Below are 22,470 nucleotides of genomic sequence, written 5' to 3'. Positions count from 1 at the left end.
TTTGAGTGCTGCTAGAATCGCCGCCTATTTCGACAGGGCCTTTTCCATGCATGATCTGCACAGCGAGCGCATGAGCGGCAGCGAAACCCGTGCGGCCGGTGGCCTGGCGCTGGTGTTCGCGTTCCGCATGCTCGGTATGTTTATGGTGCTGCCGGTGCTGGCCACCTATGGCATGGAGTTGCAGGGCAGCACGCCGGCGTTGATCGGCCTGGCGATAGGCGCCTACGGCCTGACCCAGGCGTTTCTGCAAATTCCATTTGGCATGCTCAGTGACCGCATCGGCCGACGGCCGGTGATCTATGTCGGTCTGTTGATCTTCGCTGCCGGCAGCCTGCTGGCGGCCAATGCCGATTCGATTTACGGGGTGATCGCGGGGCGCATTCTGCAGGGCGCCGGGGCGATTTCCGCTGCGGTGATGGCGCTGCTCTCCGACCTGACCCGTGAACAACACCGCACCAAGGCCATGGCCATGATCGGCATGAGCATCGGTCTATCGTTTGCCGTAGCCATGGTGGTTGGCCCGTTGTTGACACGTGCTTTTGGCCTTTCTGGTCTGTTTCTCGCTACTGCGGCTATGGCGCTGCTGGGCATCGTTATCGTCGCCGGTCTGGTGCCGAGCTCTGCCGGGCCGTTGCAGCATCGTGAGTCCGGGGTGAACCAACAGGCACTGCTGCCGACCCTCAAGCATGCGGACCTGCTGCGTCTGGATTTCGGCATTCTGGTGTTGCACGCGATCCTCATGGCCAGCTTTATTGCCTTGCCGTTGGCGCTGGTGGAGCAGGGCGGCCTGGCCAAGGAGGAGCACTGGTGGGTCTATCTCACTGCACTGCTGGTGGGCTTCTTCGGCATGGTGCCATTCATTATTTATGGCGAGAAAAAACGCAGGATGAAGCAGGTGCTGCTTGGCGCGGTCAGTGTGCTGCTGCTGTGTGAGCTGTTCTTCTGGTGGTTCGGCAGCAGTCTGCGTGCGCTGGTGCTTGGCACTGTGGTGTTCTTTACCGCATTCAACTTGCTGGAGGCCTCGCTGCCGTCGCTGATCAGCAAGGTGGCTCCGGCTGGCGGCAAAGGCACGGCGATGGGCGTGTATTCAACCAGCCAATTCCTCGGTGCGGCCATTGGCGGCATCTTGGGTGGCTGGTTGTATCAGCACTACAGCCTGTCGGGTGTGTTTGCGGGCTGTGCCTTGCTGGCGCTTTTTTGGCTGGCCTTTGCTGTTACTATGCGCGAACCGCCGTATGTCACCAGCCTGCGTCTGCCGCTTTCAGCTGCGGCATTGCAAGAGGCGGGATTGGCCGAGCGTTTACAGGCTGTGCCCGGAGTGGCGGATGCCGTAGTGGTGCGCGACGAAGCGGCCATCTATATCAAAGTGGATACCCAACAATTGGACCGCACGTCCCTTGAGCGCCTCATAGAGCCGGCGCCGGTGGCGTGCTGAAAGCCTAGGAGAACGTTATGGCCCGTGGGGTTAACAAAGTCATTCTGGTCGGTACCTGCGGACAGGACCCGGAAACCCGTTACCTGCCGAGCGGCAACGCGGTCACCAACCTGAGCCTGGCGACCAGCGAACAGTGGACCGACAAGCAGACCGGTCAGAAGGTCGAGAAAACCGAATGGCACCGTGTGTCGCTATTCGGCAAGGTGGCCGAGATTGCCGGCGAATACCTGCGCAAAGGTTCTCAGGTGTACATCGAAGGCAAACTGCAGACCCGTGAGTGGGAAAAAGACGGCATCAAGCGCTACACCACCGAGATCATCGTCGACATGCAGGGCACCATGCAGCTGCTTGGCGGTCGTCCGGATAGCGCCGGTGGCGGCGACTCCGCTCCGCGTCAGCAGCGTCCTGCGCCGCAGCGCGAGCCACAGCAGTCAGCTCCGCGCCCGGCACCGCAACAAGCACCTCAGCCTGCTGCGGATTTCGACAGCTTCGATGATGACATCCCGTTCTGATCTGCTGAGTTAGCATTCGATCATGCGTATGCGGCTGATGCTGCTGGGTGGCGGTAATGCGCTGGGGCAGGCGTTGATTCGCCTTGGCGCCGAGGAGGACATTGGCTTTCTCGCGCCGCGTCCACCGGAGTCAGGCTGGGACCCCGCCAGCCTGACCCAGTTGCTCGACGACACTCGCCCCGATGCCCTGATCAACCTTGCGTACTACTTCGGCTGGTTCCAGGCCGAAGTGGTCAGTGAGGTGCAGTTTGCTGCCCAGGAGCATTCTGTCGAGCGCCTGGCCGAGCTCTGTCAGCATCACCAGATCCGCCTGCTGCAGCCGTCCAGCTACCGCGTTTTCGATGGTTCGCGGGCGACTGCCTACAGCGAGAAGGAAGAACCGGTGCCGCTGGGCGTGCGTGGTCAGGCGCTGTGGCGCTTCGAGCAGCGCGTGCGGGCGATCTGCCCGCGGCATGTGTTGCTGCGTTTCGGCTGGTTGCTGGATGACAGCGCCAATGGCCTGCTCGGGCGCTTTCTGACTCGCGCCGCGCACGATGAGCCGCTGCTGCTGGCCGATGATCGGCGCGGCAACCCAACGCCTGTCGATGATGCGGCGCGGGTGATTCTCGCCGTACTCAAGCAACTGGATTGCCAGACGCCGCTGTGGGGCACCTACCATTACGGCGGGCATGAGGCGACCACTTCGCTGGCGCTGGGGCAGGCGGTGTTGAGCGAAGCGCGCAACTTCCGCAGCAATCTGGTCGATGAGGTGAGTCCGCAGGCGCACAGCGCGCGTCCGGATGCGGCTGAAGAACCGCAGCATGCGGTGCTGTCCTGTAAGAAGATTCTTCACACCTTCGGCATCAAGCCGCGTGCCTGGCGCTCGGGCTTGCCGAGCCTACTGGATCGTTATTACCGTCATGTCTAATTTGCGCCCTGTTCTGGTGACCGGCGGTGCCGGCTTTATTGGCTCGCATCTGGTTGATGCGCTGCTGGCGCGGGGTTATCCCGTGCGGGTGTTGGACAACCTGTCGATGGGCAAACTGGCCAATCTGCCGCTGGATAATCCGCAGTTGCGGTTTATTGAGGGCGATGTGGCCGATGCCGCTGTGGTCGCGCAGGCGGTGGCCGGTTGTGCGGCGGTTGCGCACCTGGCAGCGGTGGCCTCGGTGCAGGCCTCGGTGGATGATCCGGTGGCGACTCATCAGAGTAATTTTGTTGGCACCTTGAATGTCTGCGAGGCCATGCGTCTGCATGGCGTCAAGCGTGTGCTGTTTGCCTCCAGCGCGGCGGTCTACGGCAATAATGGCGAAGGTCTGGCGATTGATGAGGCCACGCCCAAGGCGCCGCTGACGCCCTATGCCGCAGACAAGCTGGCCAGTGAACATTATCTGGATTTCTATCGCCGCCAGCATGGCCTGGAGCCGGCGATCTTCCGCTTCTTCAATATCTTCGGGCCGCGTCAGGATCCGTCCTCGCCGTACTCCGGGGTGATCAGTATCTTCACCCAGCGCGTCCAGCAGGGCTTGCCGATCAGCGTATTCGGCGATGGTGAGCAGACCCGCGACTTCTTCTATATCGAAGATTTAGTCGTGTTGCTGACCCAGGCGTTAACTGCTCCGCAGGTGGTGGAGGGGGCGGTGAACGTCGGCTGGAATCAGGCGGTTAGCCTCAATCAGTTGCTCGCGCAACTCGGTGAGCTGTGCGGTGGCTTGCCGGCCGTGAGTTACCAGGCGCCGCGCGCCGGCGATATTCGTCATTCGCGGGCTGACAACCAGCGTTTGCAAGCGCATTACCAATTGCCTGCTGCGACAACGATGCGCGAAGGGTTGCGCCGTCTGCTGACGCAAGGCTGAGTGTGTGACGCCATAAAAAAACCGGCCGCGAGGGCCGGTTTTTTATGGCTGAGGGCTTAGAACTTGTAGCCCAGGCCAACCATATAAACGAACGGGTCTACGTCCACATCGACTTTCACCTTGTCACCCAGGATGTGGGTGGTACCGGTGGTTTCGATATCGATGTAGCGCACCTGGGCGTTGAGCATGATGTTGTCGGTCAGCATGTAGTCCATGCCTACCTGCGCGGCCAGGCCCCAGGAGTCCTTCATGTCCAGGCCGCTAAAGCCTTTGTCTTCCGCTGCACTGCTCAGCTTGGTATCGAAGAACCACGTGTAGTTGATACCCGCACCGACATAGGGCTGGAAAGCCGAGTTGGAATCCATTGGGTAGTACACCACGCTCAAGGTCGGCGGCAGTTGCTTGAGTTCGCCCAGCTTGCCATTCAGGCCGGCGAAACCACCACCAGGCATGCCTTTAACGCCGACGTTATGGCTGAACGGCGTGGCCGCCAGCAGCTCAATGCCGATGTTGTTGGTCAGCATGTAAGCGAAGTTCAGGCCCAGCTGGGTGTCGCTGTCCAGGGTCGCTTTGGTGCCGGCTAGATCAGTGCCGAGTGCGCCAACCCAGATGTCACTGCTACTTTCCTGCGGATCAACGGTGATGGCACCGGCGCGCACGATGATGTCGCCAGCCTGGTGCGCGTGCGCCAGTGGGGCGGCAATGGCCAGGGCCAGCAGTGAAGCGGTAAACAGTGAAGTACGCATGATGTGCTCCCATAAAGCATCGGTTCGTATTGGCTGAGTACGATGTTAGGGGCGCGGATAAAACGACTGTTGATCCAGCTCAATAAAGTAGCTAGCTATCTAAATATTCTTTTGCAGGCCATGAGAGGCGTGGTGTGCCGCGCTTTTGCCCTCACTGAGGGCTTCACGCGGGTTGCTTGAGAGGTGTGAGGCAGTTGATAATGGTTCTCTTTATGCACGTTCTCTTAACAAGGAATGCCCCATGATCCCTCTGCCGAAGCGCCTGCTGGCAGTCGCTCTGGTTCTGGCCAGTGCGTCGCTCGCAGCGGCTCCTCTGGATGCCGCGCTGGATGAAAGTCAGCAACTGGCCGCTGATGCCAAGGCCTCGCAGGCGCGCGTCGAGCAACTCGATGATGCCAGTCGGGAAATGCTCACCGAGTATCGCAATGCCTTGCAGCAGGCCGAGGCTTTGCAAGGTTATAACGCTCAGTTACGCGAGCTGGTAGCCGCGCAGCGCAAAGAGCTGGCTGGCTATCAGCAGCAGCTGGATGGCATCGAGCGCACTCAGGAGGCGGTAACGCCACAGATGCGCCGCATGGTCGAGGTACTGGGTGAGTTTATTGCCGCTGACCTGCCGTTCCTGCCGGATGAGCGCAGCGATCGCCTGGCCCAGTTGCAGGACTTGCTGCCGCGTGCGGATGTCAGCCTGGCCGAGAAATACCGACGCATCCTTGAGGCTTATCAGGTGGAGAGCGACTACGGCCGCACCCTGGAAGCCTGGCGCGGTGAGCTGCCGAGTGAAGGCTCGTCGCGTAGCGTCGAGTTCCTCCGTCTGGGCCGTGTGATGCTGTATTTCCAGACCCTCGATGGTCATGAAAGTGGCTGGTGGAACCCGCAAACCCGCAGCTGGCAGCTGCTCGACGGCAGCGCCCGCCGCCCGTTGCGGCAAGCCATTGCGATTGCCCGCCAGGAGCAGGCCCCGGCCGTGCTTGACCTGCCCGTGAAGACCCTGGCGCTGGAGGCCAAGCCATGAATCGTCGTGTTCTCGCCTTTACCCTGGCCCTGCTGCCCACCCTGGCTGGCGCTGCCGAGCCGCTGAGCCCGGATCAACTACTGCAACGTATTCGCAGTGAGCGCGCGGCTGAAGTCAGCGCCATGCAAAGCCGCGAGCAGGCCTTTATTGCCGAGCGCGGCGAGCGTGCCCAACTGCTGGCCACTGCGCGCAGCGCCCTGGCCACACAGAAGGCCGAAGCCGAGCGACTGAAGGCCGAATTTGATCGTCAGGAGGCCGAATTGGCCGAACAGGAAAAACTCCTCAGCCAGCGCGCCGGTCATCTCGGCGAATTGTTTGGCGTGGTCCGCCAGAGTGCCGGTGATGTCGCCGGCCAGTGGCAGGACAGCCTGCTCAACGCCCAGTACCCCGAGCGCCTGGCGCGCCTCAAGGCGCTGGCCGAAAGCCGCACGCTGCCGTCTGCCGCCGACCTCGATGGCTACTGGATGCTGCTGCTCGAAGACCTCACCGCCAGCGGCCGGGTTGAACAACTGCAATTGCCGGTGGTCGCTGCCGACGGCACGCGCAATGCGCAGGATGTACTGCGGGTCGGCGCGTTTTCCGCCTACGGCGCCGATGCCTTCCTGCGGTATGACGCCGATGCTGGCGAGCTGCTGGCGCCGCCGCGTCAGCCGTCCGGGTTGGGCCAGGTCGCGGATTATCTGGACAGCAGCGCCGCAGTCGCCAGCCTGCCGGTGGACCCCAGCCGTGGCACCTTGCTGGCGCAGTTGCAGCGCGAGCCTGGTCTGTGGGATCGCGTACAGCAGGGCGGCCTGGTCGGCTGGGTGATTCTCCTGCTCGGTGCGTTCGGTCTGCTTTTGGCTGTTTGGCGCATGGTCTACCTGACCCGCGTAGGCCGTGGCGTCAGTGCGCAGATGCATGACCTCAGCGCGCCGCGTGCCGACAACCCGCTGGGACGGATCATCGGTGTGCTGGGGCCGAAACCGCAGCTGGCGGATCTGGAAACCCTGGAGCTGAGACTCGACGAGGCGATCCTGCTGGAAACCCCGCCGCTGGAGAAAGGCCAGGGCCTGCTCAAGCTGCTTAGCGCCGTGGCGCCGCTGCTCGGTCTGCTCGGCACCGTGACCGGGATGATCGTCACTTTTCAGGCGATTGCCCAGGGCGGTGGTGGCGATTCGCGGCTGATGGCCGACGGTATCTCGCAAGCGCTGGTGACCACGGTGCTGGGGCTGGTGGTGGCGATTCCGCTGCTGTTCCTGCACACCCTGCTGGCCAGCCGCAGCAAGGGGCTGATTCAACTGCTCGAACAGCAAAGCGCCGGGCTGATTGCCCTGCACCTGTCCGGGGCGCCGCGCCGTGACTGATTGGCTGGCGCTGTGGTTGCGCCTGGTCGACAGCGGCCATGCCTTGCTCGACTTCATGAGCGCCGGTGGCGTGGTGATGTGGGCGCTGGCTGGCCTGTGCGTGGTGTTCTGGACCCTGGTATTCGAGCGCTTCTGGTACATGCGCCGGGTGTTCCCGGAGTGGGTCAGCGAGCGCCGTCAGGCCTGGCAGCAGGTGCTGAGCGATGACACTGGCAACTGGCAGCGCGCGGTGCGCAGTGCCTGGCTGGCCCAGGCGCAGCAGCACCTGCTCGGCCCGCTGCGCTTGAGCAAGACCCTGGTGGCGATGTACCCGCTGCTGGGCTTGCTCGGCACGGTCAGTGGCATGGTCGCGGTGTTCGACGTGCTGGCCATCAATGGCACCGGTAACCCGCGTGGCATGGCGGCCGGGGTCTGGCAGGCGACTCTGCCGACCATGGCCGGCATGGTCTTGGCGATTAGTGGATTGTTCAGCCTGGCGCGCCTCGAACGCGATGCGCGCCGGGCCCTAGAGCGGCTGGCTGACCAGCTGCGTCACGACTGAGATTCGACACATGAGAATGCGCCGTCACCACCAGCAAGACGAAGACACCGGCATCGACCTGACGCCGATGCTCGACGTGGTCTTTATCATGCTGATCTTCTTTATCGTCACCAGCTCCTTTATCAAGGAAGCCGGCGTCGAAGTGCAGCGGCCCCAGGCGGAAACCGCCAGCCCGCAGGACAAAGGCAATATCCTTATCGCCATCACCGCCGATGGGCAGGTGTGGATGGACAAGAAAGTCGTCGACGTACGCAGCGTGCGCGCCCATGTCGAGCGCATGCGCGTCGACCAGCCGGACGGCGCCGTGGTGGTGCAGGCGGATCAGGACGCGCGTACCGGCCTGGTGGTGCAGGTGATGGATCAGGCGCGCCTGGCCGGTGTGCATGACGTGGCCTTGGCCGCTACGGCGGGAGCGCTTTGATGCGTTTGCCACTGTCTTTTGTCGCGGCCTGTGTGATGGCGCTGGCGCTGTTCGGCCTGATGCTCTACATGGTCGCGCCGCCCAGCAGCAAGCCGAGTGAGGAACCGCTGACGGTGGCCAATTTCGTCCGTCTCGACGGCGACTCCAGCGATACCGCGACGCGCACTCGCCAGCAGGCACCGCAACCGCCGCAAGCGCAACCGCCGCAAACCCAAACGCCGTCTACGCCGATGACGGCTACCCCAAGCGCCAACCTGCCGGCCCTGGATCTGCCCGTGCCGAGCCTGAGCAGCGGCATCGCCGTCAACAGCGCGCCGACGCCGAGTTTGACTGGTCTGGCGGCAGGCGCCTCGGCGCCCAGTGCGCCCGCCCCGAGCGATGCCGGTGGTCAGCCCGGCGGCCCGGAAAGTGAAGTGATGCCGCTCAACGATGTCAGCCCGGATTACCCGCGCTACGCCTTGCAGCGCGGCATTGAGGGGCATGTGAAACTGGCGTTCACCATCAATCGTGCTGGCGCGGTGGAAAACCTGCGCGTTATTGAAGCCAGCCCGCAGAACGTATTTGAACGCGAAGCGCGCCGCGCCGCCGTGCGCTGGCGTTTTGCACCGCGTACCGAGAGCGGCCTGGCAGTGGCCCGTGAAGCAGTGAAAACCCTGTACTTCCGCCTGGAAGGAGGTCGCTGATATGTATCGACTACTGTTGCTGATCGCGCTGTGTGGCGCAGGTGCTGCGCATGCCGCTGGGCAGAGTGTTGATCCGGGCGTGTTTCGCGCGCTGGATACGGCGCAGACCGCACAGAAGAAAGGCGACTACGCCGCCGCGCGCCGTGCTCTGGATGCCGCCAAGGGCACGCCGGGTAGCCTGGAAGAAGCGCTGCTGTGGCGCAGCCGCGGTTATCTGGCCTGGGCCGAGGGGCAGAATGCCCAGGCCATCGAGTTGCTGGAAAAGGTACTGAAGAGCGGCAAGCTGGATGCCGAGCTGCAGGCTGCCGAAGAGCTGAACCTGGCCCGCCTGAATCTGGTCGAGCGCCGCTACGCCCGCGTCGTGACCCTGCTCGCGCCGGGGCAGGCCAACGCCAATGAAGAGGTGCTGCAGATGCTGGTGCAGGCCTATCAGGGCCTCGGCCAGCCGGCCAAGGCGCTGCCGCTGGCCGAGCGCTATGTGCAGGCCAATCCGCAGGCCGCCGACAGCTGGTTGCAGTTCTTAGTCGCAATAAATGCGGACGTTAAACGCTATCCAGCCGCCGAGCGCTGGCAGCGCCAGTTGCTCGCACGCCAGCCGAATAACAGCCAGGGCTGGCGTCAGCTGGCGGCCTTGCAGCAGCTGAGCGGAAGCCATGACAAGTCGTTGGCGACCTTGCGCGCCGCCTACCAGAAGGGCCTGCGGTTCAGCGAAAGCGAGCTGGATAACCTGGTGCTGCTGGCCGGCGCGGCCGATCAACCCTGGCAGGGCGCCAAGCTGCTCGCCGGCATGCTCGATCAGGGCCTGTTGCCGCGCACCAGTGCCCGTGAGGAACGATTGGGGCTGCTCTGGTGGCAAGCCCGTGAACGGGGTCAGGCCGCGCTGGTGTTCCGTGACCTGGCGCAACGCTCGGGCGCGGCCAAGCATTGGCTGCACCTGGCCCAGCTGGAACTGGAGCAGGCGCGCTGGCAAGCCGGACTCGACGCCCTGGCCAAGGCCGAACGTGCCGGTGCCGAACGCAGCAAGGTGCGCGCCCGGCGCCAGTGGGCGGAGAGTGAGCTGAGTTATCAGCGTGACAAGCGCATCGCCAGCGCCGGCTAGTTGCTACCGACTGGTTACGCCCAATAAAAAGCCAGACCTGGAGTCTGGCTTTTTTGTCCTCTGGGCTGCCTAGAGCCTGTTTACGATCTCGCGAGCTAGAGTCCTGCAAGGCGAAAATAGGCGAGGAAGCGGAGTGTACTTTTGTACATGAGCACTACTCGTTTCACTCGCCCTTCGGGTCGCGCTAAAGCGCGTTAGCCGCAAGGGCTTTCCGAGCCTTTTTTTAACGCAGCAAGGCCGACGCGCAGCAGATCGTAAATAGGTCCTCAGCTATCCGGCAGCTCATAGGCGTAAATCTTTTCCGCCTCCATCTGGTAGCCCGCTTCGGCCAGTTCGCTACTGGTCTGTTCAACCTTGAGCGGGCCTTCGATCCAGAACGGCTGATACAGCGCATCCAGCAGCACACCCAGCTCGCTGGTGACGTGGACGATCTGGTTCGACGGCGGTGGCGGTACATGGATGCACGCGCCGAAGTACGGCACCAGCAGGAACTCGGTCACCCGGCCTTCATCGGTGACATCCAGCGGCACGATATAGCCCGGCAGTTTTACCGATTGGCCATCCAGCGCCTGCACCACCGGCGCGGCAGGCGATTGCTGCATGGCCGCCGGGCCGGATTCGGCGAGTGCGTCGGCCAGCTGCGAGAGGTCGTGGATCGGTGCCGGTTCAGTGACTTGTGGCGGTGCGTCGGCCGGGACCATTTCCGACCAGGTCAGCTCGCGCACCTCGGCGGCAGCCAGCGGCAGGGCCAGGGTAAGCAGCAGAGTGGCGAGCAGAGAGCGGTGCATGTAAAGCCTCATAAACGGATCGATAAGCCATCGGCCAGGGACTGGCGGTACGCGCGCCAGGCCGGTACACAGCCCATCAGCAGGGCGGCGCTCAGGATAGCGCCGAGCAGCGTCCACTCATAGCGGGTTGGCAGATTCAGTGGCAGGTACAGGCCGTAATTCGCCTGCACATAGCCCTGCGCCCCGGCGATGCCCAGGTACAGCAACAGCAAACCGAGCAGTACGCCAGCCAAGGCCAGGGCAAAAGCTTCGACGATCAGCAGGCTGGCGATATGCCAGGGCCGTGCGCCGACCGAGCGCAGAATCGCCATTTCCCGACGGCGTTCGTTCAGGCTGGTGAGAATCGCCGTAAGCATGCCGATCAGCCCGGTTAGCACTACGAACAGTGAAACCACAAACAGCGCCTTCTCGGCGGTACCCATCAGACTCCACAACTCCTGCAGCGCCACGCCAGGGAGGATTGCCAGCAGCGGCTCGCCACGAAATTCGTTGATCTCCCGTTGCAGGCTGAAGGTGGCAATCTTGCTATTGAGGCCTAGCAGAAAGGCGGTGATCTGCTTGGGTTGCAGGTCCATGGCCCGCGCCTGCTCGGCACTGACTTTGGCCGCGCCGCGTGCCGGCATGCCGTTCTGCCAGTCGACGTGCAGGGCTTCCATTCCGGCCAGGGAAATATGCAGGGTGCGGTCCACTGGGGTGCCGGTGCGTTTGAGGATGCCGACCACCTTGAACGGTTTGTCGTCATGCTTGACCAGGCTGATGGTGGCCACGCCGTGGGCCAGCACCAGTTCCTGATTGAGCTGGTAATTGAGCGCTTGCGCCACTTCCGCGCCGAGCACCACTTCAAACGGATCATCGGCAAAGGCGCGGCCGCTGCTCAGCTGCAGTTGTTGGCTGCGGGCATAACGATAGTGTTCGAAGTACGCCGGGCTGGTGCCCATTACCCGATAGCCACGGTGCGAGTCGCCCAACGAGATCGGGATGGCCCATTTGACCTGACGGTGCTTGGCAAACTGCTCGAAGCTGTCCCAGCGAATATTGTTGGTGGAATTGCCGATACGAAATACCGAATAAAGCAGCAGGTTCACGCTGCCCGAACGCGCACCGACAATCAGGTCGGTGCCGCTGATGGTGTTGGCAAAGCTGGCGCGAGCTTCGGTGCGTACCCGCTCGACCGCGAGCAACAGGCATACAGAGAGCGCGATGGCGAACACCGTCAGCCAGGCGGTAAAGCGGCGGTTGCCCAGGCTGGCGAGGGCGAGGCGCAGTAGATACATCCTTAAATCTCCGTGAGCAGGCCGTTGAGAAACGTAGGCGAGGCAGCCGAGACAAGGCAAAAACAGGGGAGAAAGCGGAGTTTACTGGTGTAAATGAGCATTTCGAGTCTGTTTTTAACGCCGTATCGACAACGTAGGTAGTTTCTCAATGGTCTGCGGGGCGAGTGGCTTTGTTCAGCTCGGCGAGCGACAGGCTGCGGTCGAATAAGCGCGCCAGGCTCTGGTCGTGGCTGACAAACAGCAGGCTGGAGCCCGCTTCGCGGCATTCGGCGAACAGCAGTTCGAGAAAGGCTTCGCGGGCATCCGCATCCAGCGCCGAGGTGGGTTCATCGGCGATCACCAACTCAGGCTGGCCGATCAGCGCACGCGCCGCCGCCACGCGCTGTTGCTGGCCGATCGACAGATCACCGGCGCGGCGCTGCAGCAACTCCGGCTGGTGCAAGCCCAGGTGGGCGAGCAGGGCGTTGGTGGCCTTGGCCACGCTGCCATGGCGCTGCACAGCGCGGCTGGCGCGCAGTTTGGAAAAATGGCAAGGCAGCTCGACGTTCTCACGCACCGAGAGAAACGGCAGCAAGTTGAACTGCTGGAAGATGTAGCCGGTGTGATCGACGCGGAAACGGTCGCGGGCGCTGGCGGACAGTGCGCTGAGGTCCTGATCGAGCAGGCGGATGCTGCCGCGATTGGGTTTCTGTACGCCGCCGAGCAGGCCCAGCAAGGTGGTCTTGCCGCTGCCGCTGGGGCCTTTGAGAAACAGGCTTTCGGCGCGTTGCAGGGTGAACGTGTCAATGTCCAGCAGCTCGGGCTGGCCGGGCCAGGCAAAGCCGAGGTGGGACAGTTGGATCAGGGCTGAACTCATAAAGTAAGCGGCCGGGTTACCCCGGCCGTTCTGCTGCAAAAAGGTGGTTAGAAACTCAGGGTCGGCTGTGCGGGCGTCAGCTCCAGACCCAGTTGGCCATTCGGGCCGATCAGTTGTACCTGAATTTTCTCGGTGGCGGGGAAGCGCTTGAACAGCTCGCCGAGGTCGAGTTGTTTTAGTTCTTCAGGCTTCTGGCAGTCGAGGCTGTAGTGCGCGTGGATCTCGCTGTGCTCGCTGCCATGGTCGTGCTCATGGTGTTCTTCGTGCTTATGCTCAGCAAAAAGTGGGCTTTCCAGCTCCTGTTTGCTGATATTGCAGTCGCCAGCGTTCACGCCGAACAGCGCCTGCGGTTGTTGCAGCTGGCTGCGCGCAGCTGCAACCTTGGCTTTGTCGGCGTCAGTCTTGGCGGCATGCTCGAAGCCCACCAGGTTCATCGCCGGGCTATCCAGCTGCAAGTGCAGCATCTTGCCGTCAAGCACCACATTCAGCTGTGCCGCGCCATGTTCATGGGCATCCAGGCTGCCGTGCTCGGCGTGATCATGGTCGTGTTCATGGCTGTGTTCAGCAGCAAGGGCGGCAAAGGGCAGTAGGGCGAAAGGCAGGGCAAGTAGCAGGCGGCGCATGGTGGTCTCCGTTTGGGGGAAATTACTTGTTACGTTATAACAACTTTATGGTGTGCATGGCCAGCCTTGCTTGGCGACCTGCAATGGACGTGGGAGCATGGCGGCTGATTAGCTGAGGGCAGAATGATGGTGCGAATTCGTGGGCAGATCGGTGCCTGGCCGGTGGACCTGACGGTTGAGCTGGATACGCAGGATTGGGCGCAACTGGCTCAGCACGTGAGCCTTGAGGCGGCACCTGCGCCGACAGTAGCTGCCGCGCCAGTGACCAATGATGCGTTGTGGCAAACCACGCTGGAGTTGCTGCGCCAGGCGGGGCAGATCGACGGGCCGCAGCTGCTCGGGCAGCTGGCCGGTCTGGCGGGTGGTGAGGCGGCGGGTAAGCGCCTGCTGGTGCGGTTGCGCCACTGCGCGCAGGTGCGCATGGAAACCGGCGTTGATGCGCCGATCTATCACTGGGTGGGTTAATAGGTGCTGACGCAGCGCCGGGGTAGGTGATCGAACACCTGGCCTATCGCGGCTAAAACGGTGTGTCGCCCAGCCCCTCCCACAGGACTCGCTGTTCTCGTGGGAGGGGCCTTGGCCGCGAGGGGCTGTCTAGTAAATCGCCTGGTACAGCTTGCGACGGTAGGCCGTGACCAGCGGGTGGTCATTGCCCAGCAGGTCGAAGACTTGCAGCAGGGTCTTGTGTGGCAGGCCGTCTGCGTAGCTGCGGTTGCGGATAAACAGCTTGAGCAGGGCTTCCAGCGCCGGTTCGTAGTGCTGACGCGCCAGTTGCTGGATCGCGAGCTGGTAGCTCGCTTCATCATCATCGGCGTTCTGCGCCAGGCGGGTTTTCAGGCTGGCGACGTCCGGCAGCTCGCTGGCCTGGCGCAGGAAGGTCAGCTGCGCACGGGCACCGGCCAGCGCCTGTTTATGTTCATCGCCTTTGACTGTGCCCAGCACCGCTTCGGCTTCGCCCAGCTCGCCGCGCTCAGCCAGGCAGCGCGCATAGAGAATCAGTGCGGCAGCGTGTTCATTGTTTTCTGTCAGGAGCACCTTGAGCAGCGCTTCGGCGTCGGCAAAGCGGCCTTCGCTGAACAGCGCCTGCGCCGCTTCCATCGGGTCGGCAGCCGCAGGAGCTGGTTCGGCCACATGCGGCTTGAGCATCTCGCGAATCGCCGACTCCGGCTGCGCACCCGCAAAGCCGTCCACCGGCTGGCCATTCTTGAACAGCACCACGGTCGGCAGGCTGCGGATGCCGAAGCGCGCAACGATGTCCTGCTCGATATCGCAGTTGACCTTGGCCAGCAGCAGTTCGCCGTTGTATTCCTCGGTGATCTTCGCCAGCAGCGGCATCAGTGCTTTGCACGGCGCGCACCACTCGGCCCAAAAATCCACCAGTACCGGCTTCTGGAAGGAGTTCTCGATCACCAGCTGTTCAAAGCTGGCGCTGCCTGCGATATCAACGATGTAAGGGGAAGTGCTCATGATCGGTCTCGGCGCTGCGAAAAAAGGGATGGACTATAAATGCGGGTTGGGTCTGATGGATACAAGGGCTGCTAGCTGCGCTCGGCGTGGTACAGGCTGACATGGCGAAACTCAGCCGGCTCGGCCAGGTACAGGCTTCGAGCACGCCGAGGCGCTGATACAGCGGGTGCTGAAAGTCGCGCACCCGCGAATCTGCCACCAGCGCTCCACGTCCACGGCTGAGGAACTGGTCGAGCAGCGGCAGGTTAGCGCGGTCGTAGAGCACGTCGGCGACGATAATCAGGTCGAAGCGGTCGGCCTCGGCGAAGAAGTCCGTCGAGTAGCTCAGCTCCACATCGTTTAACTTGGCGTTGGCCTGGCAGGACGCAATCGCCAGTGGGTCGAGGTCGCAGGCCACCACTTCCAGGGCTCCGGCTTTGGCTGCGGCAATTGCCGCCACGCCAGAGCCTGCGCCGAAATCCAGCACGCGCTTGCCACTTACCCACTCGGGGTGTTCGGCCAGCCAGCGCGCCAGCACTAGACCGCTAGCCCAGCAGAAGCACCAGTAGGGCGGTTCTTCGAGGATCAGGCGGGTTTCTTCCGGGCTAAAACAGCGATCCATATTGGCTGGGTCTATCAGCCACAGCTTGATCGCGGTGCCGGGCAGGGTTTGCGTGCTGAGCTGGGCGTCACCCAGCAGTTCGCTGAGCGCAGCCTGCAATTCGGCCGGTGCGGTCATGGCGCCGGCACCAGGCGCAACTTGCCGAGGGCCTGGGTTTCGCTGCGCGCAATGGGCTGTGCAGGCAGGCGCAGAATCAGCCGGCCGGCCTGATTGGCGCGGCCGTGTAGCTCAATGCGGCTGTGCTTGTTGAAGGTTTCCGGATTGAACGGCAAGCGAAACGCTAGCGGGTTACCGGTGCCGCGCAGTTGGATATTGCCCAGCAGCGCTTGCGGCCGGCCGCGTTGATCGACGGCCAGCAGGGCCAGCTCGATATCCGCTGCGTTGGGTACATTCATCAGGCTGCCGCTCAGTTCGCGCTGATAGGCCGGCAGTGGCGCCACGTCCGCAGGGGCTTGAACAGGGGCGGGCAAGGTGGGTTTTACGGGCGGCGGGCTGTCGCTGGCGCAGGCCGCCAGCAGCGCGGTCAGACTCACAAGAATCAGCGGTTGCAGCGGCTTAGGGGCTTTCATGGTAGGCATCAACTTCGCTGGTTTGCATGGGCGCCTGTATACCGCAAAGCCCTCGGCTTGTCTTGCCCGCGGGATGCGCTACCATGGCCTCTTTCGTCCTAAGGCTAGCTTTATTTATGCACTGTCCCTTCTGCGGTGCCAATGACACCAAAGTGATCGACTCGCGCCTGGTTGCCGAGGGTGAGCAGGTGCGTCGTCGGCGTGAATGCCAGGCCTGTGAAGAGCGTTTCACCACTTTTGAAACCGCCGAACTGGTGATGCCGCGTCTGATCAAGCAGGACGGCAGTCGCCAACCCTTCGATGAAGACAAGCTGCGCGCTGGTATGCAGCGTGCGCTGGAGAAGCGTCCGGTGAGTATCGAGCGCCTGGAAGCGGCCATCGCCCATATCAAACACAAGCTGCGCGCCACCGGCGAGCGCGAGATCAAATCGCTGGTGCTCGGTGAGCTGGTCATGGGGGAGCTGCAGAAGCTCGATGAAGTCGCCTATATCCGTTTTGCCTCGGTGTACAACCGCTTTCAAGACCTCAACGAGTTCCGTGAGGAAATCGACCGTCTGTCCCGCGAACCTGTCAAAGGTTGACGATGAATTCAGATCACGCCTTTATGGCTCGCGCGCTGGAGCTGGCCCGTAAAGGCCTGTACTCCACCCACCCCAATCCGCGCGTTGGCTGCGTGATCGTGCGTGATGGGCGCATTGTTGGCGAAGGCTGGCATGCCCGCGCAGGCGAGCCGCACGCCGAAGTACACGCGCTGCGCCAGGCCGGCGAAAAGGCCCGTGGCGCAACCGCCTACGTCACCCTGGAACCCTGTAGCCATCATGGGCGCACGCCTCCGTGCGCCGATGCGCTGATCAATGCCGGTATCACCCGCGTCGTAGCCGCCATGCAGGACCCTAACCCGCAGGTCGGTGGTGATGGCCTGCTGCGCTTGATGCACGCCGGTATTGCGGTGCAGAGCGGCGTGCTCGAGGTTGAAGCGCGGGCGCTGAATGCCGGCTTTATCAAACGAATGGAACAAGGCCTGCCGTTTGTGCGGGTCAAGCTGGCGATGAGCCTGGATGGGCGCACTGCCATGGCCAGCGGCGAAAGCCAGTGGATTACCGGCCCGGCCGCGCGTGCCGCGGTGCAGCGCCTGCGCGCCCGTTCCAGCGCGGTGTTGACCGGTGCCGACACGGTGCTGGCTGATGATGCGCGCCTGACTGTGCGCGCCGATGAGCTGGGCCTGGGCGCCGAGCTGAGAGCCCTGGCGCAGACTCGTCCACCGCTGCGAGTGCTGGTCGATGGGCGTTTGCGCGTGCCGCTCAGCGTGCCGTTCTTTCAGGCTGGTGCCGCCATGGTGGCGACCTGCGCGGCGGCTTCGGCGCGTGATCGCTATCTGGACGATGGACACGAACTATTGGCCGTACCGGGCAGCAACGGGCATGTTGACTTGCGTCGGCTGCTGGTCGAACTGGCCAGTCGTGGCGCTAATGAGGTGCTGGTGGAGGCCGGGCCGCGTCTGGCCGGGGCGTTTGCCCGTCTGGGCCTGGTGGATGAGTACCAGCTGTTTGTGGCGCCCAAACTGCTTGGGTCCAGTGCGCGGCCGTTGCTCGACCTGCCGTTAGCGCGGATGGCCGATGCCCCTGCGCTGAAAATAGTCGAGATGCGCGCAGTCGGTGATGACTGGCGGATTATCGCGGTACCTCAGCCGGCTGTTTGATGGGCGGCCATTAGCGATGACAAGTCATTAGCGATGGCACACCATTCAGGCTGTCGTTTGCCGATGCAGGGCGTCGGCAATTTGTGGTAAAACGCGTCTCGGTTGCGCAAGTAGCCGTAACGTTCTCAGGGCGGGGTGTGATTCCCCACCGGCGGTAATGGCTGCAAAGCCTAGCCCGCGAGCGCTTGTCAGGGTGGTGTAAACCACTGGGCAAGGTCAGCAGACCCGGTGTGATTCCGGGGCCGACGGTTAAAGTCCGGATAAAGAGAGAGCGGGATTGCCTCAACAAGGCGTGCTCAGGCGTGCCTCGAAATCCCTATCGATCAAACGCGCCCTGTTTTTTATAAAACAGGAGTTGGCTTAGATGTCTGATTTTTACTCCGTGCCTCGGACTTCTGGCGTTATCCGCCAGTGCTTTGCCGTGGGCGCGACGCAGGGGGTGGCATGTTTACCGGAATAGTCGAAGCCATAGGCAGCATCCGCGCGCTGACGCCCAAGGGTGGCGATGTGCGGGTCTATGTGGAAACCGGCAAGCTGGATCTTGGTGACGTCAAGCTCGGTGACAGCATTGCGGTCAATGGCGTATGTCTGACAGCCGTGGAGCTGCCGGGTGATGGTTTCTGGGCCGATGTCAGCCGCGAAACTCTGGCGCATACCGCCTTTATCAGCTTGAAAGCCGGTAGCAAGGTCAATCTGGAGAAGGCGCTGACGCCTACCAGTCGCCTTGGCGGGCACTTGGTCAGCGGCCATGTGGATGGCGTTGGTGAAGTTGTCGCCCGCGCCGATAACGCTCGCGCCGTGCAGTTCACCATTCGCGCGCCGCGCGAGCTGGCCAAGTACATCGCCCACAAGGGCTCGATCACCGTTGATGGCACCAGCCTGACGGTCAATGCGGTCAATGGCGCCGAGTTCGAGTTGACCATCGTGCCGCATACCCTGGCTGAGACCATCATGGTCGATTATCGCCCTGGCAGTCAGGTCAACCTTGAAGTCGACCTGCTGGCCCGTTACCTGGAGCGTCTGCTGCTCGGTGACAAGGCCGCCGAACCGAAGGCCTCGGGCATGACTGCAAGTTTTCTCGCCGAACACGGCTACCTGAACAAATAAGGAATCGCCAGCATGGCTCTTAACAGTATCGAAGAACTGGTCGAAGACATCCGCGCCGGCAAGATGGTCATCCTGATGGATGACGAGGACCGCGAGAATGAAGGCGATCTGATCATCGCCTCCGAGTGCGTCACCGCCGAACATATCAATTTCATGGCGCGCTTCGCCCGTGGCCTGATCTGCATGCCGATGACCCGCGAGCGCTGCGAAACCCTCAAACTGCCGCTGATGGCGCCGCGCAACGGTTCCGGTTTTGGCACCAAGTTCACTGTCTCCATCGAGGCCGCAGAAGGCGTGACCACCGGCATCTCTGCTGCCGACCGCGCGCGTACCGTGCAGGCCGCCGCCGCCAAGCACGCCAAGGCCGACGACATCGTCAGCCCTGGCCATATCTTCCCGCTGATGGCTCAGCCTGGCGGTGTGCTGGCCCGTGCCGGCCACACCGAAGCGGCCTGCGACCTGGCGCGTATGGGCGGTTTCGAGCCGAGTGGGGTGATCTGCGAAATCATGAACGACGACGGCACCATGTCGCGTCGCCCTGAGCTGGAAGTCTTCGCTGCCGAGCACGGCATCAAGATCGGCACCATTGCTGACCTGATCCACTACCGCTTGATCCACGAACGTACCGTTGAGCGCGTCAGCGAACAGGTGCTCGACAGCGAGCTGGGCCAGTTCAATCTGGTGACCTATCGTGACTCGGTGGAGAACGACGTGCACATGGCCCTGACCCTGGGCGAAATCTGCGCGGAAGAGCCAACGCTGGTACGGGTGCACAACATGGACCCGCTGCGCGACCTGTTTATGGTCAACCAGCCGGGCCGCTGGAGTCTGCGTGCAGCCATGGCCGAAGTGGCCAAGGATGGCAGCGGCGTGGTGCTGTTGTTGGGCAACCCGCTGGCCGGGCCAGATCTGCTGGCTCACCTGGAGCGCCAGTTGGGTGGTGAGGCGAAAGTCGCCAATCCGACCACCTACAGCACCGTCGGTGCCGGTTCGCAGATTCTGCGCGACCTCGGCGTGCGCAAGATGCGCCTGATGAGTTCGCCGATGAAGTTCAATGCAATATCCGGTTTCGATCTGGAAGTTGTAGAATACTTGCCCTCCAAATAATCCCAAGGGTCGCCGCTGGCGGCCCGGCTCTTTAAATAGACGAGACGCGTTATGACCCTGAAGACCATCGAAGGTACTTTTATCGCCCCCAAGGGCCGCTTTGCACTGGTCGTCGGCCGCTTTAACAGCTTCGTTGTCGAAAGCCTGGTAAGCGGCGCAGTTGATGCCCTAGTGCGCCATGGCGTGAGCGAAAGCGACATCACCATCATCCGCGCGCCGGGTGCCTTCGAAATCCCGCTGGTGGCACAGAAAGTCGCCCAGCGTGGTGATTTCGACGCCATCATCGCCCTTGGTGCCGTGATTCGTGGTGGCACTCCGCACTTCGAATACGTCGCTGGCGAATGCACCAAGGGCCTGGCCCAGGTGTCCATGGAGTTCGGCGTACCGGTTGCCTTTGGCGTGCTGACTGTCGATTCCATCGAGCAAGCCATTGAGCGTTCCGGCACCAAGGCCGGCAACAAAGGTGCGGAAGCTGCTTTGTCCGCCCTGGAAATGGTCAGCCTGCTGGCGCAGTTGGAGGCCAAGTGAGCCAGAACGACGGTAACGGGCAGCAGCCACAAGCGCCGAAGAAAGGCCCTAGCAGCAAGACACTCGCGCGCCGTCAGGCGCGCACTCTGGCTATGCAGGCGCTGTACTCCTGGCACATGGCTGGGCAATCGCTGAACGAGATCGAAGCGCAGTTCCGCGTCGATAACGATTTCACTGCCGTGGACGGTGCCTACTTCCATGAGATTCTGCACGGCGTGCCGCGGCAGAAAACCGAGATCGATGGCGCGTTCGAGTCGCTGCTCGACCGTCCGCTGGACGAGATCGACCCGGTGGAGTTGTCGATCCTGCGTCTGTCGACCTACGAGCTGAAAAACCGCATCGATATCCCTTATCGCGTGGTGATCAACGAAGGCATCGAGCTGGCCAAGGTGTTTGGCGCCACCGACGGGCACAAGTTCGTCAATGGCGTGCTGGACAAGCTGGCACCGCGTCTACGCGCGGATGAAGTTCGCGCTAACAAGCGTTAAGGTTTGTTTGGATGCTTGATTTACGATCTTGCGAGCTAGAGTCCTGCAAGGCGCTACGTAGTAACAGCCTCCGGCTGGTCAAAGCAGGCGAGGAGGCGGAGTGTGCTGTAGCACATGAGCATTCCGAGTCTGCTTTGACTCGCTTCGCTCGCCCTTCGGGCCAGCCTTCGGCTGTTACTCCCGTTGGTCGTTGCAACGCAGCAGGACCGATGCGCAGCAGATCGTTGCCATCTCATGGGTGAGTTCGAGCTGATCCGTCAGTTCTTCGCCGCTGCGTCCTGTGCGCAGGCTGGCGAAGGTGTGGCATTGGGCATCGGCGACGACTGCGCCCTGCTGCAGGTACCAGCTGGCGAGCAGTTGGCCATTTCTACCGACACCCTGGTCGCTGGGGTGCATTTCCCTGAATCGTCCGACCCGTTTCTGCTGGCGCAACGTGCGCTTGGCGTTTCGGTCAGTGATCTGGCCGCCATGGGCGCTACTCCTGTCGGTTTTACCCTGGCCTTGACCCTGCCCAGTGCCGAGCCGAATTGGCTGCAGGCATTCGCCTCTGGTCTGGATCAGATGGCGCAGCACTGTGCGATTCGCCTGATCGGCGGCGACACCACCCGTGGTCCCTTGAGTCTCACCTTGACCGTGTTCGGCCGCGTGCCGACTGGCATGGAGCTGACTCGCAAGGGCGCGCAAATCGGTGATCTGCTCTGCGTCGGTGGTGAGTTGGGCGATGCTGCTGGTGCCTTGCCGCTGGTGCTCGGGCAGCGCCAAGCCGAGCCCGCAGTGGCCGAGCCGTTGCTGGCGCGCTACTGGTCGCCCATGCCGCAGCTCGATTTGGGCCTGGCGCTGCGCGGTAAGGCCACGGCCGCGCTGGATATCTCCGATGGCTTGTTGGCTGACTGTAGCCATATCGCCGCAGCGTCCGGCGTTGAGTTGCTGATTGAGCAGGCTCAGGTGCCGATGTCCGCCGCCTTGCTGGCGTTTGCTGGGGCGCCGGCGGCGCGTCAGTGCGCATTAAGTGGTGGCGATGATTACCGCCTGGCATTCACTCTGCCTGAGCAGTATCTGGCGGATTTGCAGCAGGCAGGCTGGCCTGTGCGAGTTATTGGTCGTGTTGTGGCCGGCCAGGGCGTTACTCTGCTGGACTCGCAAGGCCAGCCCGTGCAGCAGCCACACAGCGGCTATCAACATTTTGGAAGTGCCAGTGACTGATCATCCCAAGCAAATCCCCGCCGAGTTCGTGCCGCCTTCGGTCTGGCGTAACCCCTGGCATTTCCTGGCCTTCGGCTTTGGCTCCGGCACCTTGCCGAAAGCCCCAGGCACCTGGGGTTCGTTGGTAGCGTTGCCGTTTATTCCGCTGTTGCAGATGCTGCCTGACTGGGGTTACTGGCTGATGCTTGGCATCACCATGCTGTTTGGCTTCTGGCTATGCGGCAAGGTAGCCGATGACCTGCGCGTGCACGACCACGAAGGCATTGTCTGGGATGAGATGGTCGGCATGTGGATCACCCTCTGGCTGGTGCCGGACGGCTGGGGCTGGCTGCTGCTAGGCTTTCTATTGTTCCGTGTGTTCGACATCCTCAAGCCCTGGCCGATCCGCTGGATCGATCGGCACGTGCACGGCGGTGTCGGCATCATGCTTGATGACGTGCTTGCCGGCGTGTTCGCCTGGATGGCCCTGCAGTTGATCGTCTGGGGCTGGGCCAATGGGCTGGCTGCGGCGCTGGGTTGGTAATCAAAAGGGA

The 22,470-nt window shown here is 62.6% G+C and carries 26 protein-coding genes, 1 pseudogene and 1 riboswitch; of the genes and pseudogenes, 19 read left to right on the top strand and 8 right to left on the bottom strand.

Features of this window, described 5'->3' with window-relative positions; all coding sequences use genetic code 11:
• Positions 1 to 46 precede the first annotated feature (46 nt).
• The 4 genes from BLW24_RS04620 to BLW24_RS04605 are packed head-to-tail and all read left to right on the top strand — an operon-like array spanning position 47 to position 3,782.
• Positions 47 to 1,435, top strand: coding sequence for an MFS transporter (locus BLW24_RS04620; protein WP_090377299.1), 1,389 nt, complete (start codon positions 47 to 49; stop codon positions 1,433 to 1,435).
• A 17-nt stretch (positions 1,436 to 1,452) separates the two neighbouring features.
• The gene (locus BLW24_RS04615) at positions 1,453 to 1,947 is read left to right on the top strand and encodes a single-stranded DNA-binding protein (RefSeq protein WP_090377296.1); all 495 of its coding nucleotides are present in this window, start codon (positions 1,453 to 1,455) and stop codon (positions 1,945 to 1,947) included.
• 22 nt (positions 1,948 to 1,969) lie between these two features.
• A complete protein-coding gene (locus tag BLW24_RS04610; protein WP_090377293.1) occupies positions 1,970 to 2,854 on the top strand; it encodes a sugar nucleotide-binding protein in 885 nt (294 codons plus the stop codon).
• Complete coding sequence (locus BLW24_RS04605) at positions 2,847 to 3,782, top strand: NAD-dependent epimerase/dehydratase family protein (RefSeq protein ID WP_208600138.1); 936 nt, start codon at positions 2,847 to 2,849, stop codon at positions 3,780 to 3,782. The genes BLW24_RS04610 and BLW24_RS04605 overlap by 8 nt, the downstream gene beginning before the upstream one ends.
• 56 nt (positions 3,783 to 3,838) lie before the next feature.
• On the opposite strand, the gene BLW24_RS04600 is transcribed toward BLW24_RS04605, so the two are convergent.
• Positions 3,839 to 4,528 carry an OmpW/AlkL family protein gene (locus BLW24_RS04600; protein ID WP_090377287.1) on the bottom strand — a complete coding sequence of 230 codons (690 nt, stop codon included), beginning with the start codon at positions 4,526 to 4,528 and terminating at the stop codon, positions 3,839 to 3,841.
• A 241-nt stretch (positions 4,529 to 4,769) separates the two neighbouring features.
• Between BLW24_RS04600 and BLW24_RS04595 the strand changes: the two genes are divergently transcribed.
• The 6 genes from BLW24_RS04595 to BLW24_RS04570 are packed head-to-tail and all read left to right on the top strand — an operon-like array spanning position 4,770 to position 9,627.
• A complete protein-coding gene (locus BLW24_RS04595; protein WP_090377284.1) occupies positions 4,770 to 5,540 on the top strand; it encodes a DUF3450 domain-containing protein in 771 nt (256 codons plus the stop codon).
• Positions 5,537 to 6,883 carry a MotA/TolQ/ExbB proton channel family protein gene (locus BLW24_RS04590; RefSeq protein ID WP_090377281.1) on the top strand — a complete coding sequence of 449 codons (1,347 nt, stop codon included), beginning with the start codon at positions 5,537 to 5,539 and terminating at the stop codon, positions 6,881 to 6,883. Before BLW24_RS04595 ends, BLW24_RS04590 begins: the two co-directional genes overlap by 4 nt.
• Positions 6,876 to 7,424 carry a MotA/TolQ/ExbB proton channel family protein gene (locus BLW24_RS04585; protein ID WP_090377279.1) on the top strand — a complete coding sequence of 183 codons (549 nt, stop codon included), beginning with the start codon at positions 6,876 to 6,878 and terminating at the stop codon, positions 7,422 to 7,424. The genes BLW24_RS04590 and BLW24_RS04585 overlap by 8 nt, the downstream gene beginning before the upstream one ends.
• Before the next feature lie 10 nt (positions 7,425 to 7,434).
• Positions 7,435 to 7,845 (top strand): ExbD/TolR family protein, encoded by a 411-nt coding sequence (locus tag BLW24_RS04580; RefSeq protein WP_090255761.1) that lies wholly within the window; start codon positions 7,435 to 7,437, stop codon positions 7,843 to 7,845.
• Positions 7,845 to 8,528: an energy transducer TonB gene (locus BLW24_RS04575; RefSeq protein WP_090377277.1), complete on the top strand. Its 684-nt coding sequence runs from the start codon at positions 7,845 to 7,847 to the stop codon at positions 8,526 to 8,528. The genes BLW24_RS04580 and BLW24_RS04575 overlap by 1 nt, the downstream gene beginning before the upstream one ends.
• 1 nt (position 8,529) lies before the next feature.
• A complete protein-coding gene (locus tag BLW24_RS04570; RefSeq protein ID WP_090377274.1) occupies positions 8,530 to 9,627 on the top strand; it encodes a tetratricopeptide repeat protein in 1,098 nt (365 codons plus the stop codon).
• 266 nt (positions 9,628 to 9,893) lie between these two features.
• Here the strand turns inward: BLW24_RS04570 and BLW24_RS04565 are convergent, their stop codons facing one another.
• The 4 genes from BLW24_RS04565 to BLW24_RS04550 form a co-directional block, all read right to left on the bottom strand.
• Positions 9,894 to 10,415, bottom strand: a complete 522-nt coding sequence (locus BLW24_RS04565) for a DUF3299 domain-containing protein (RefSeq protein ID WP_090377271.1) — start codon at positions 10,413 to 10,415, stop codon at positions 9,894 to 9,896.
• A gap of 8 nt (positions 10,416 to 10,423) precedes the next feature.
• Positions 10,424 to 11,689 (bottom strand): ABC transporter permease, encoded by a 1,266-nt coding sequence (locus tag BLW24_RS04560; protein WP_090377268.1) that lies wholly within the window; start codon positions 11,687 to 11,689, stop codon positions 10,424 to 10,426.
• Positions 11,690 to 11,834: 145 nt separating this feature from the next.
• Positions 11,835 to 12,545, bottom strand: a complete 711-nt coding sequence (locus tag BLW24_RS04555; protein ID WP_090377264.1) for an ABC transporter ATP-binding protein — start codon at positions 12,543 to 12,545, stop codon at positions 11,835 to 11,837.
• 47 nt (positions 12,546 to 12,592) lie between these two features.
• Complete coding sequence (locus BLW24_RS04550; protein WP_090377261.1) at positions 12,593 to 13,168, bottom strand: DUF2796 domain-containing protein; 576 nt, start codon at positions 13,166 to 13,168, stop codon at positions 12,593 to 12,595.
• 126 nt (positions 13,169 to 13,294) lie between these two features.
• Between BLW24_RS04550 and BLW24_RS04545 the strand changes: the two genes are divergently transcribed.
• Entirely contained in the window at positions 13,295 to 13,633 is a 339-nt protein-coding gene (locus BLW24_RS04545; RefSeq protein ID WP_090387628.1) for a hypothetical protein, read from the top strand.
• 129 nt (positions 13,634 to 13,762) lie between these two features.
• Here BLW24_RS04545 and trxA read toward each other — a convergent pair whose 3' ends face one another.
• From trxA to BLW24_RS04530, 3 genes and pseudogenes are all read right to left on the bottom strand, one after another.
• A complete protein-coding gene (gene trxA / locus BLW24_RS04540) occupies positions 13,763 to 14,635 on the bottom strand; it encodes a thioredoxin (protein ID WP_090377258.1) in 873 nt (290 codons plus the stop codon).
• Positions 14,636 to 14,706: 71 nt separating this feature from the next.
• Positions 14,707 to 15,353, bottom strand: a pseudogene (locus BLW24_RS04535) (class I SAM-dependent methyltransferase).
• Positions 15,350 to 15,805, bottom strand: a complete 456-nt coding sequence (locus BLW24_RS04530) for a YbaY family lipoprotein (RefSeq protein WP_090377255.1) — start codon at positions 15,803 to 15,805, stop codon at positions 15,350 to 15,352. The pseudogene BLW24_RS04535 and the gene BLW24_RS04530 overlap by 4 nt, the downstream one beginning before the upstream one ends.
• Positions 15,806 to 15,921: 116 nt before the next feature.
• Here BLW24_RS04530 and nrdR point away from each other — a divergent pair, with 116 nt between their 5' ends.
• The 8 genes from nrdR to BLW24_RS04490 all read left to right on the top strand — a co-directional run bounded on the left by nrdR (position 15,922) and on the right by BLW24_RS04490 (position 22,460).
• Positions 15,922 to 16,386 (top strand): transcriptional regulator NrdR, encoded by a 465-nt coding sequence (gene nrdR / locus BLW24_RS04525; RefSeq protein ID WP_090377252.1) that lies wholly within the window; start codon positions 15,922 to 15,924, stop codon positions 16,384 to 16,386.
• Between the two features lie 2 nt (positions 16,387 to 16,388).
• Positions 16,389 to 17,504, top strand: a complete 1,116-nt coding sequence (ribD, locus tag BLW24_RS04520) for a bifunctional diaminohydroxyphosphoribosylaminopyrimidine deaminase/5-amino-6-(5-phosphoribosylamino)uracil reductase RibD (RefSeq protein WP_090387627.1) — start codon at positions 16,389 to 16,391, stop codon at positions 17,502 to 17,504.
• A gap of 117 nt (positions 17,505 to 17,621) precedes the next feature.
• A riboswitch (FMN riboswitch) is annotated at positions 17,622 to 17,781 on the top strand.
• A gap of 167 nt (positions 17,782 to 17,948) precedes the next feature.
• Positions 17,949 to 18,611, top strand: a complete 663-nt coding sequence (locus tag BLW24_RS04515) for a riboflavin synthase (protein ID WP_090377249.1) — start codon at positions 17,949 to 17,951, stop codon at positions 18,609 to 18,611.
• Between the two features lie 12 nt (positions 18,612 to 18,623).
• The gene (gene ribBA, locus BLW24_RS04510) at positions 18,624 to 19,718 is read left to right on the top strand and encodes a bifunctional 3,4-dihydroxy-2-butanone-4-phosphate synthase/GTP cyclohydrolase II (RefSeq protein ID WP_090377247.1); all 1,095 of its coding nucleotides are present in this window, start codon (positions 18,624 to 18,626) and stop codon (positions 19,716 to 19,718) included.
• Positions 19,719 to 19,769: 51 nt separating this feature from the next.
• Complete coding sequence (gene ribH, locus BLW24_RS04505) at positions 19,770 to 20,246, top strand: 6,7-dimethyl-8-ribityllumazine synthase (RefSeq protein WP_087515564.1); 477 nt, start codon at positions 19,770 to 19,772, stop codon at positions 20,244 to 20,246.
• Positions 20,243 to 20,734, top strand: coding sequence for a transcription antitermination factor NusB (nusB, locus tag BLW24_RS04500; protein WP_090377244.1), 492 nt, complete (start codon positions 20,243 to 20,245; stop codon positions 20,732 to 20,734). Before ribH ends, nusB begins: the two co-directional genes overlap by 4 nt.
• A gap of 234 nt (positions 20,735 to 20,968) precedes the next feature.
• Entirely contained in the window at positions 20,969 to 21,937 is a 969-nt protein-coding gene (gene thiL, locus BLW24_RS04495) for a thiamine-phosphate kinase (protein WP_090377241.1), read from the top strand.
• A complete protein-coding gene (locus tag BLW24_RS04490) occupies positions 21,930 to 22,460 on the top strand; it encodes a phosphatidylglycerophosphatase A family protein (protein WP_090377238.1) in 531 nt (176 codons plus the stop codon). The genes thiL and BLW24_RS04490 overlap by 8 nt, the downstream gene beginning before the upstream one ends.
• The last annotated feature ends 10 nt before the right edge of the window (positions 22,461 to 22,470 follow it).

Origin of the sequence: Pseudomonas anguilliseptica (assembly GCF_900105355.1) — a bacterium.
Classification (GTDB): domain Bacteria; phylum Pseudomonadota; class Gammaproteobacteria; order Pseudomonadales; family Pseudomonadaceae; genus Aquipseudomonas; species Aquipseudomonas anguilliseptica.
The sequence above is the reverse complement of the archived record's forward strand: the minus strand, read 5'-3'. Positions and strand labels throughout refer to the sequence as shown.

Excerpts from the sequence above, each read along its gene's own strand:
- ribBA (WP_090377247.1), top strand. The coding sequence starts at position 18,624 with ATGGCTCTTAACAGTATCGAAGAACTGGTCGAAGACATCCGCGCCGGC.
- BLW24_RS04570 (WP_090377274.1), top strand. The coding sequence starts at position 8,530 with ATGTATCGACTACTGTTGCTGATCGCGCTGTGTGGCGCAGGTGCTGCG.
- BLW24_RS04605 (WP_208600138.1), top strand. The coding sequence starts at position 2,847 with ATGTCTAATTTGCGCCCTGTTCTGGTGACCGGCGGTGCCGGCTTTATT.
- ribD (WP_090387627.1), top strand. The coding sequence starts at position 16,389 with ATGAATTCAGATCACGCCTTTATGGCTCGCGCGCTGGAGCTGGCCCGT.
- BLW24_RS04555 (WP_090377264.1), bottom strand. The coding sequence starts at position 12,545 with ATGAGTTCAGCCCTGATCCAACTGTCCCACCTCGGCTTTGCCTGGCCC.
- BLW24_RS04610 (WP_090377293.1), top strand. The coding sequence starts at position 1,970 with ATGCGTATGCGGCTGATGCTGCTGGGTGGCGGTAATGCGCTGGGGCAG.
- nrdR (WP_090377252.1), top strand. The coding sequence starts at position 15,922 with ATGCACTGTCCCTTCTGCGGTGCCAATGACACCAAAGTGATCGACTCG.
- ribH (WP_087515564.1), top strand. The coding sequence starts at position 19,770 with ATGACCCTGAAGACCATCGAAGGTACTTTTATCGCCCCCAAGGGCCGC.
- BLW24_RS04530 (WP_090377255.1), bottom strand. The coding sequence starts at position 15,805 with ATGAAAGCCCCTAAGCCGCTGCAACCGCTGATTCTTGTGAGTCTGACC.
- BLW24_RS04580 (WP_090255761.1), top strand. The coding sequence starts at position 7,435 with ATGAGAATGCGCCGTCACCACCAGCAAGACGAAGACACCGGCATCGAC.
- BLW24_RS04615 (WP_090377296.1), top strand. The coding sequence starts at position 1,453 with ATGGCCCGTGGGGTTAACAAAGTCATTCTGGTCGGTACCTGCGGACAG.
- BLW24_RS04600 (WP_090377287.1), bottom strand. The coding sequence starts at position 4,528 with ATGCGTACTTCACTGTTTACCGCTTCACTGCTGGCCCTGGCCATTGCC.
- BLW24_RS04595 (WP_090377284.1), top strand. The coding sequence starts at position 4,770 with ATGATCCCTCTGCCGAAGCGCCTGCTGGCAGTCGCTCTGGTTCTGGCC.
- trxA (WP_090377258.1), bottom strand. The coding sequence starts at position 14,635 with ATGAGCACTTCCCCTTACATCGTTGATATCGCAGGCAGCGCCAGCTTT.
- BLW24_RS04550 (WP_090377261.1), bottom strand. The coding sequence starts at position 13,168 with ATGCGCCGCCTGCTACTTGCCCTGCCTTTCGCCCTACTGCCCTTTGCC.
- thiL (WP_090377241.1), top strand. The coding sequence starts at position 20,969 with ATGGGTGAGTTCGAGCTGATCCGTCAGTTCTTCGCCGCTGCGTCCTGT.
- BLW24_RS04575 (WP_090377277.1), top strand. The coding sequence starts at position 7,845 with ATGCGTTTGCCACTGTCTTTTGTCGCGGCCTGTGTGATGGCGCTGGCG.
- BLW24_RS04560 (WP_090377268.1), bottom strand. The coding sequence starts at position 11,689 with ATGTATCTACTGCGCCTCGCCCTCGCCAGCCTGGGCAACCGCCGCTTT.
- BLW24_RS04620 (WP_090377299.1), top strand. The coding sequence starts at position 47 with ATGCATGATCTGCACAGCGAGCGCATGAGCGGCAGCGAAACCCGTGCG.
- BLW24_RS04545 (WP_090387628.1), top strand. The coding sequence starts at position 13,295 with ATGGTGCGAATTCGTGGGCAGATCGGTGCCTGGCCGGTGGACCTGACG.
- BLW24_RS04565 (WP_090377271.1), bottom strand. The coding sequence starts at position 10,415 with ATGCACCGCTCTCTGCTCGCCACTCTGCTGCTTACCCTGGCCCTGCCG.
- BLW24_RS04515 (WP_090377249.1), top strand. The coding sequence starts at position 17,949 with ATGTTTACCGGAATAGTCGAAGCCATAGGCAGCATCCGCGCGCTGACG.
- BLW24_RS04590 (WP_090377281.1), top strand. The coding sequence starts at position 5,537 with ATGAATCGTCGTGTTCTCGCCTTTACCCTGGCCCTGCTGCCCACCCTG.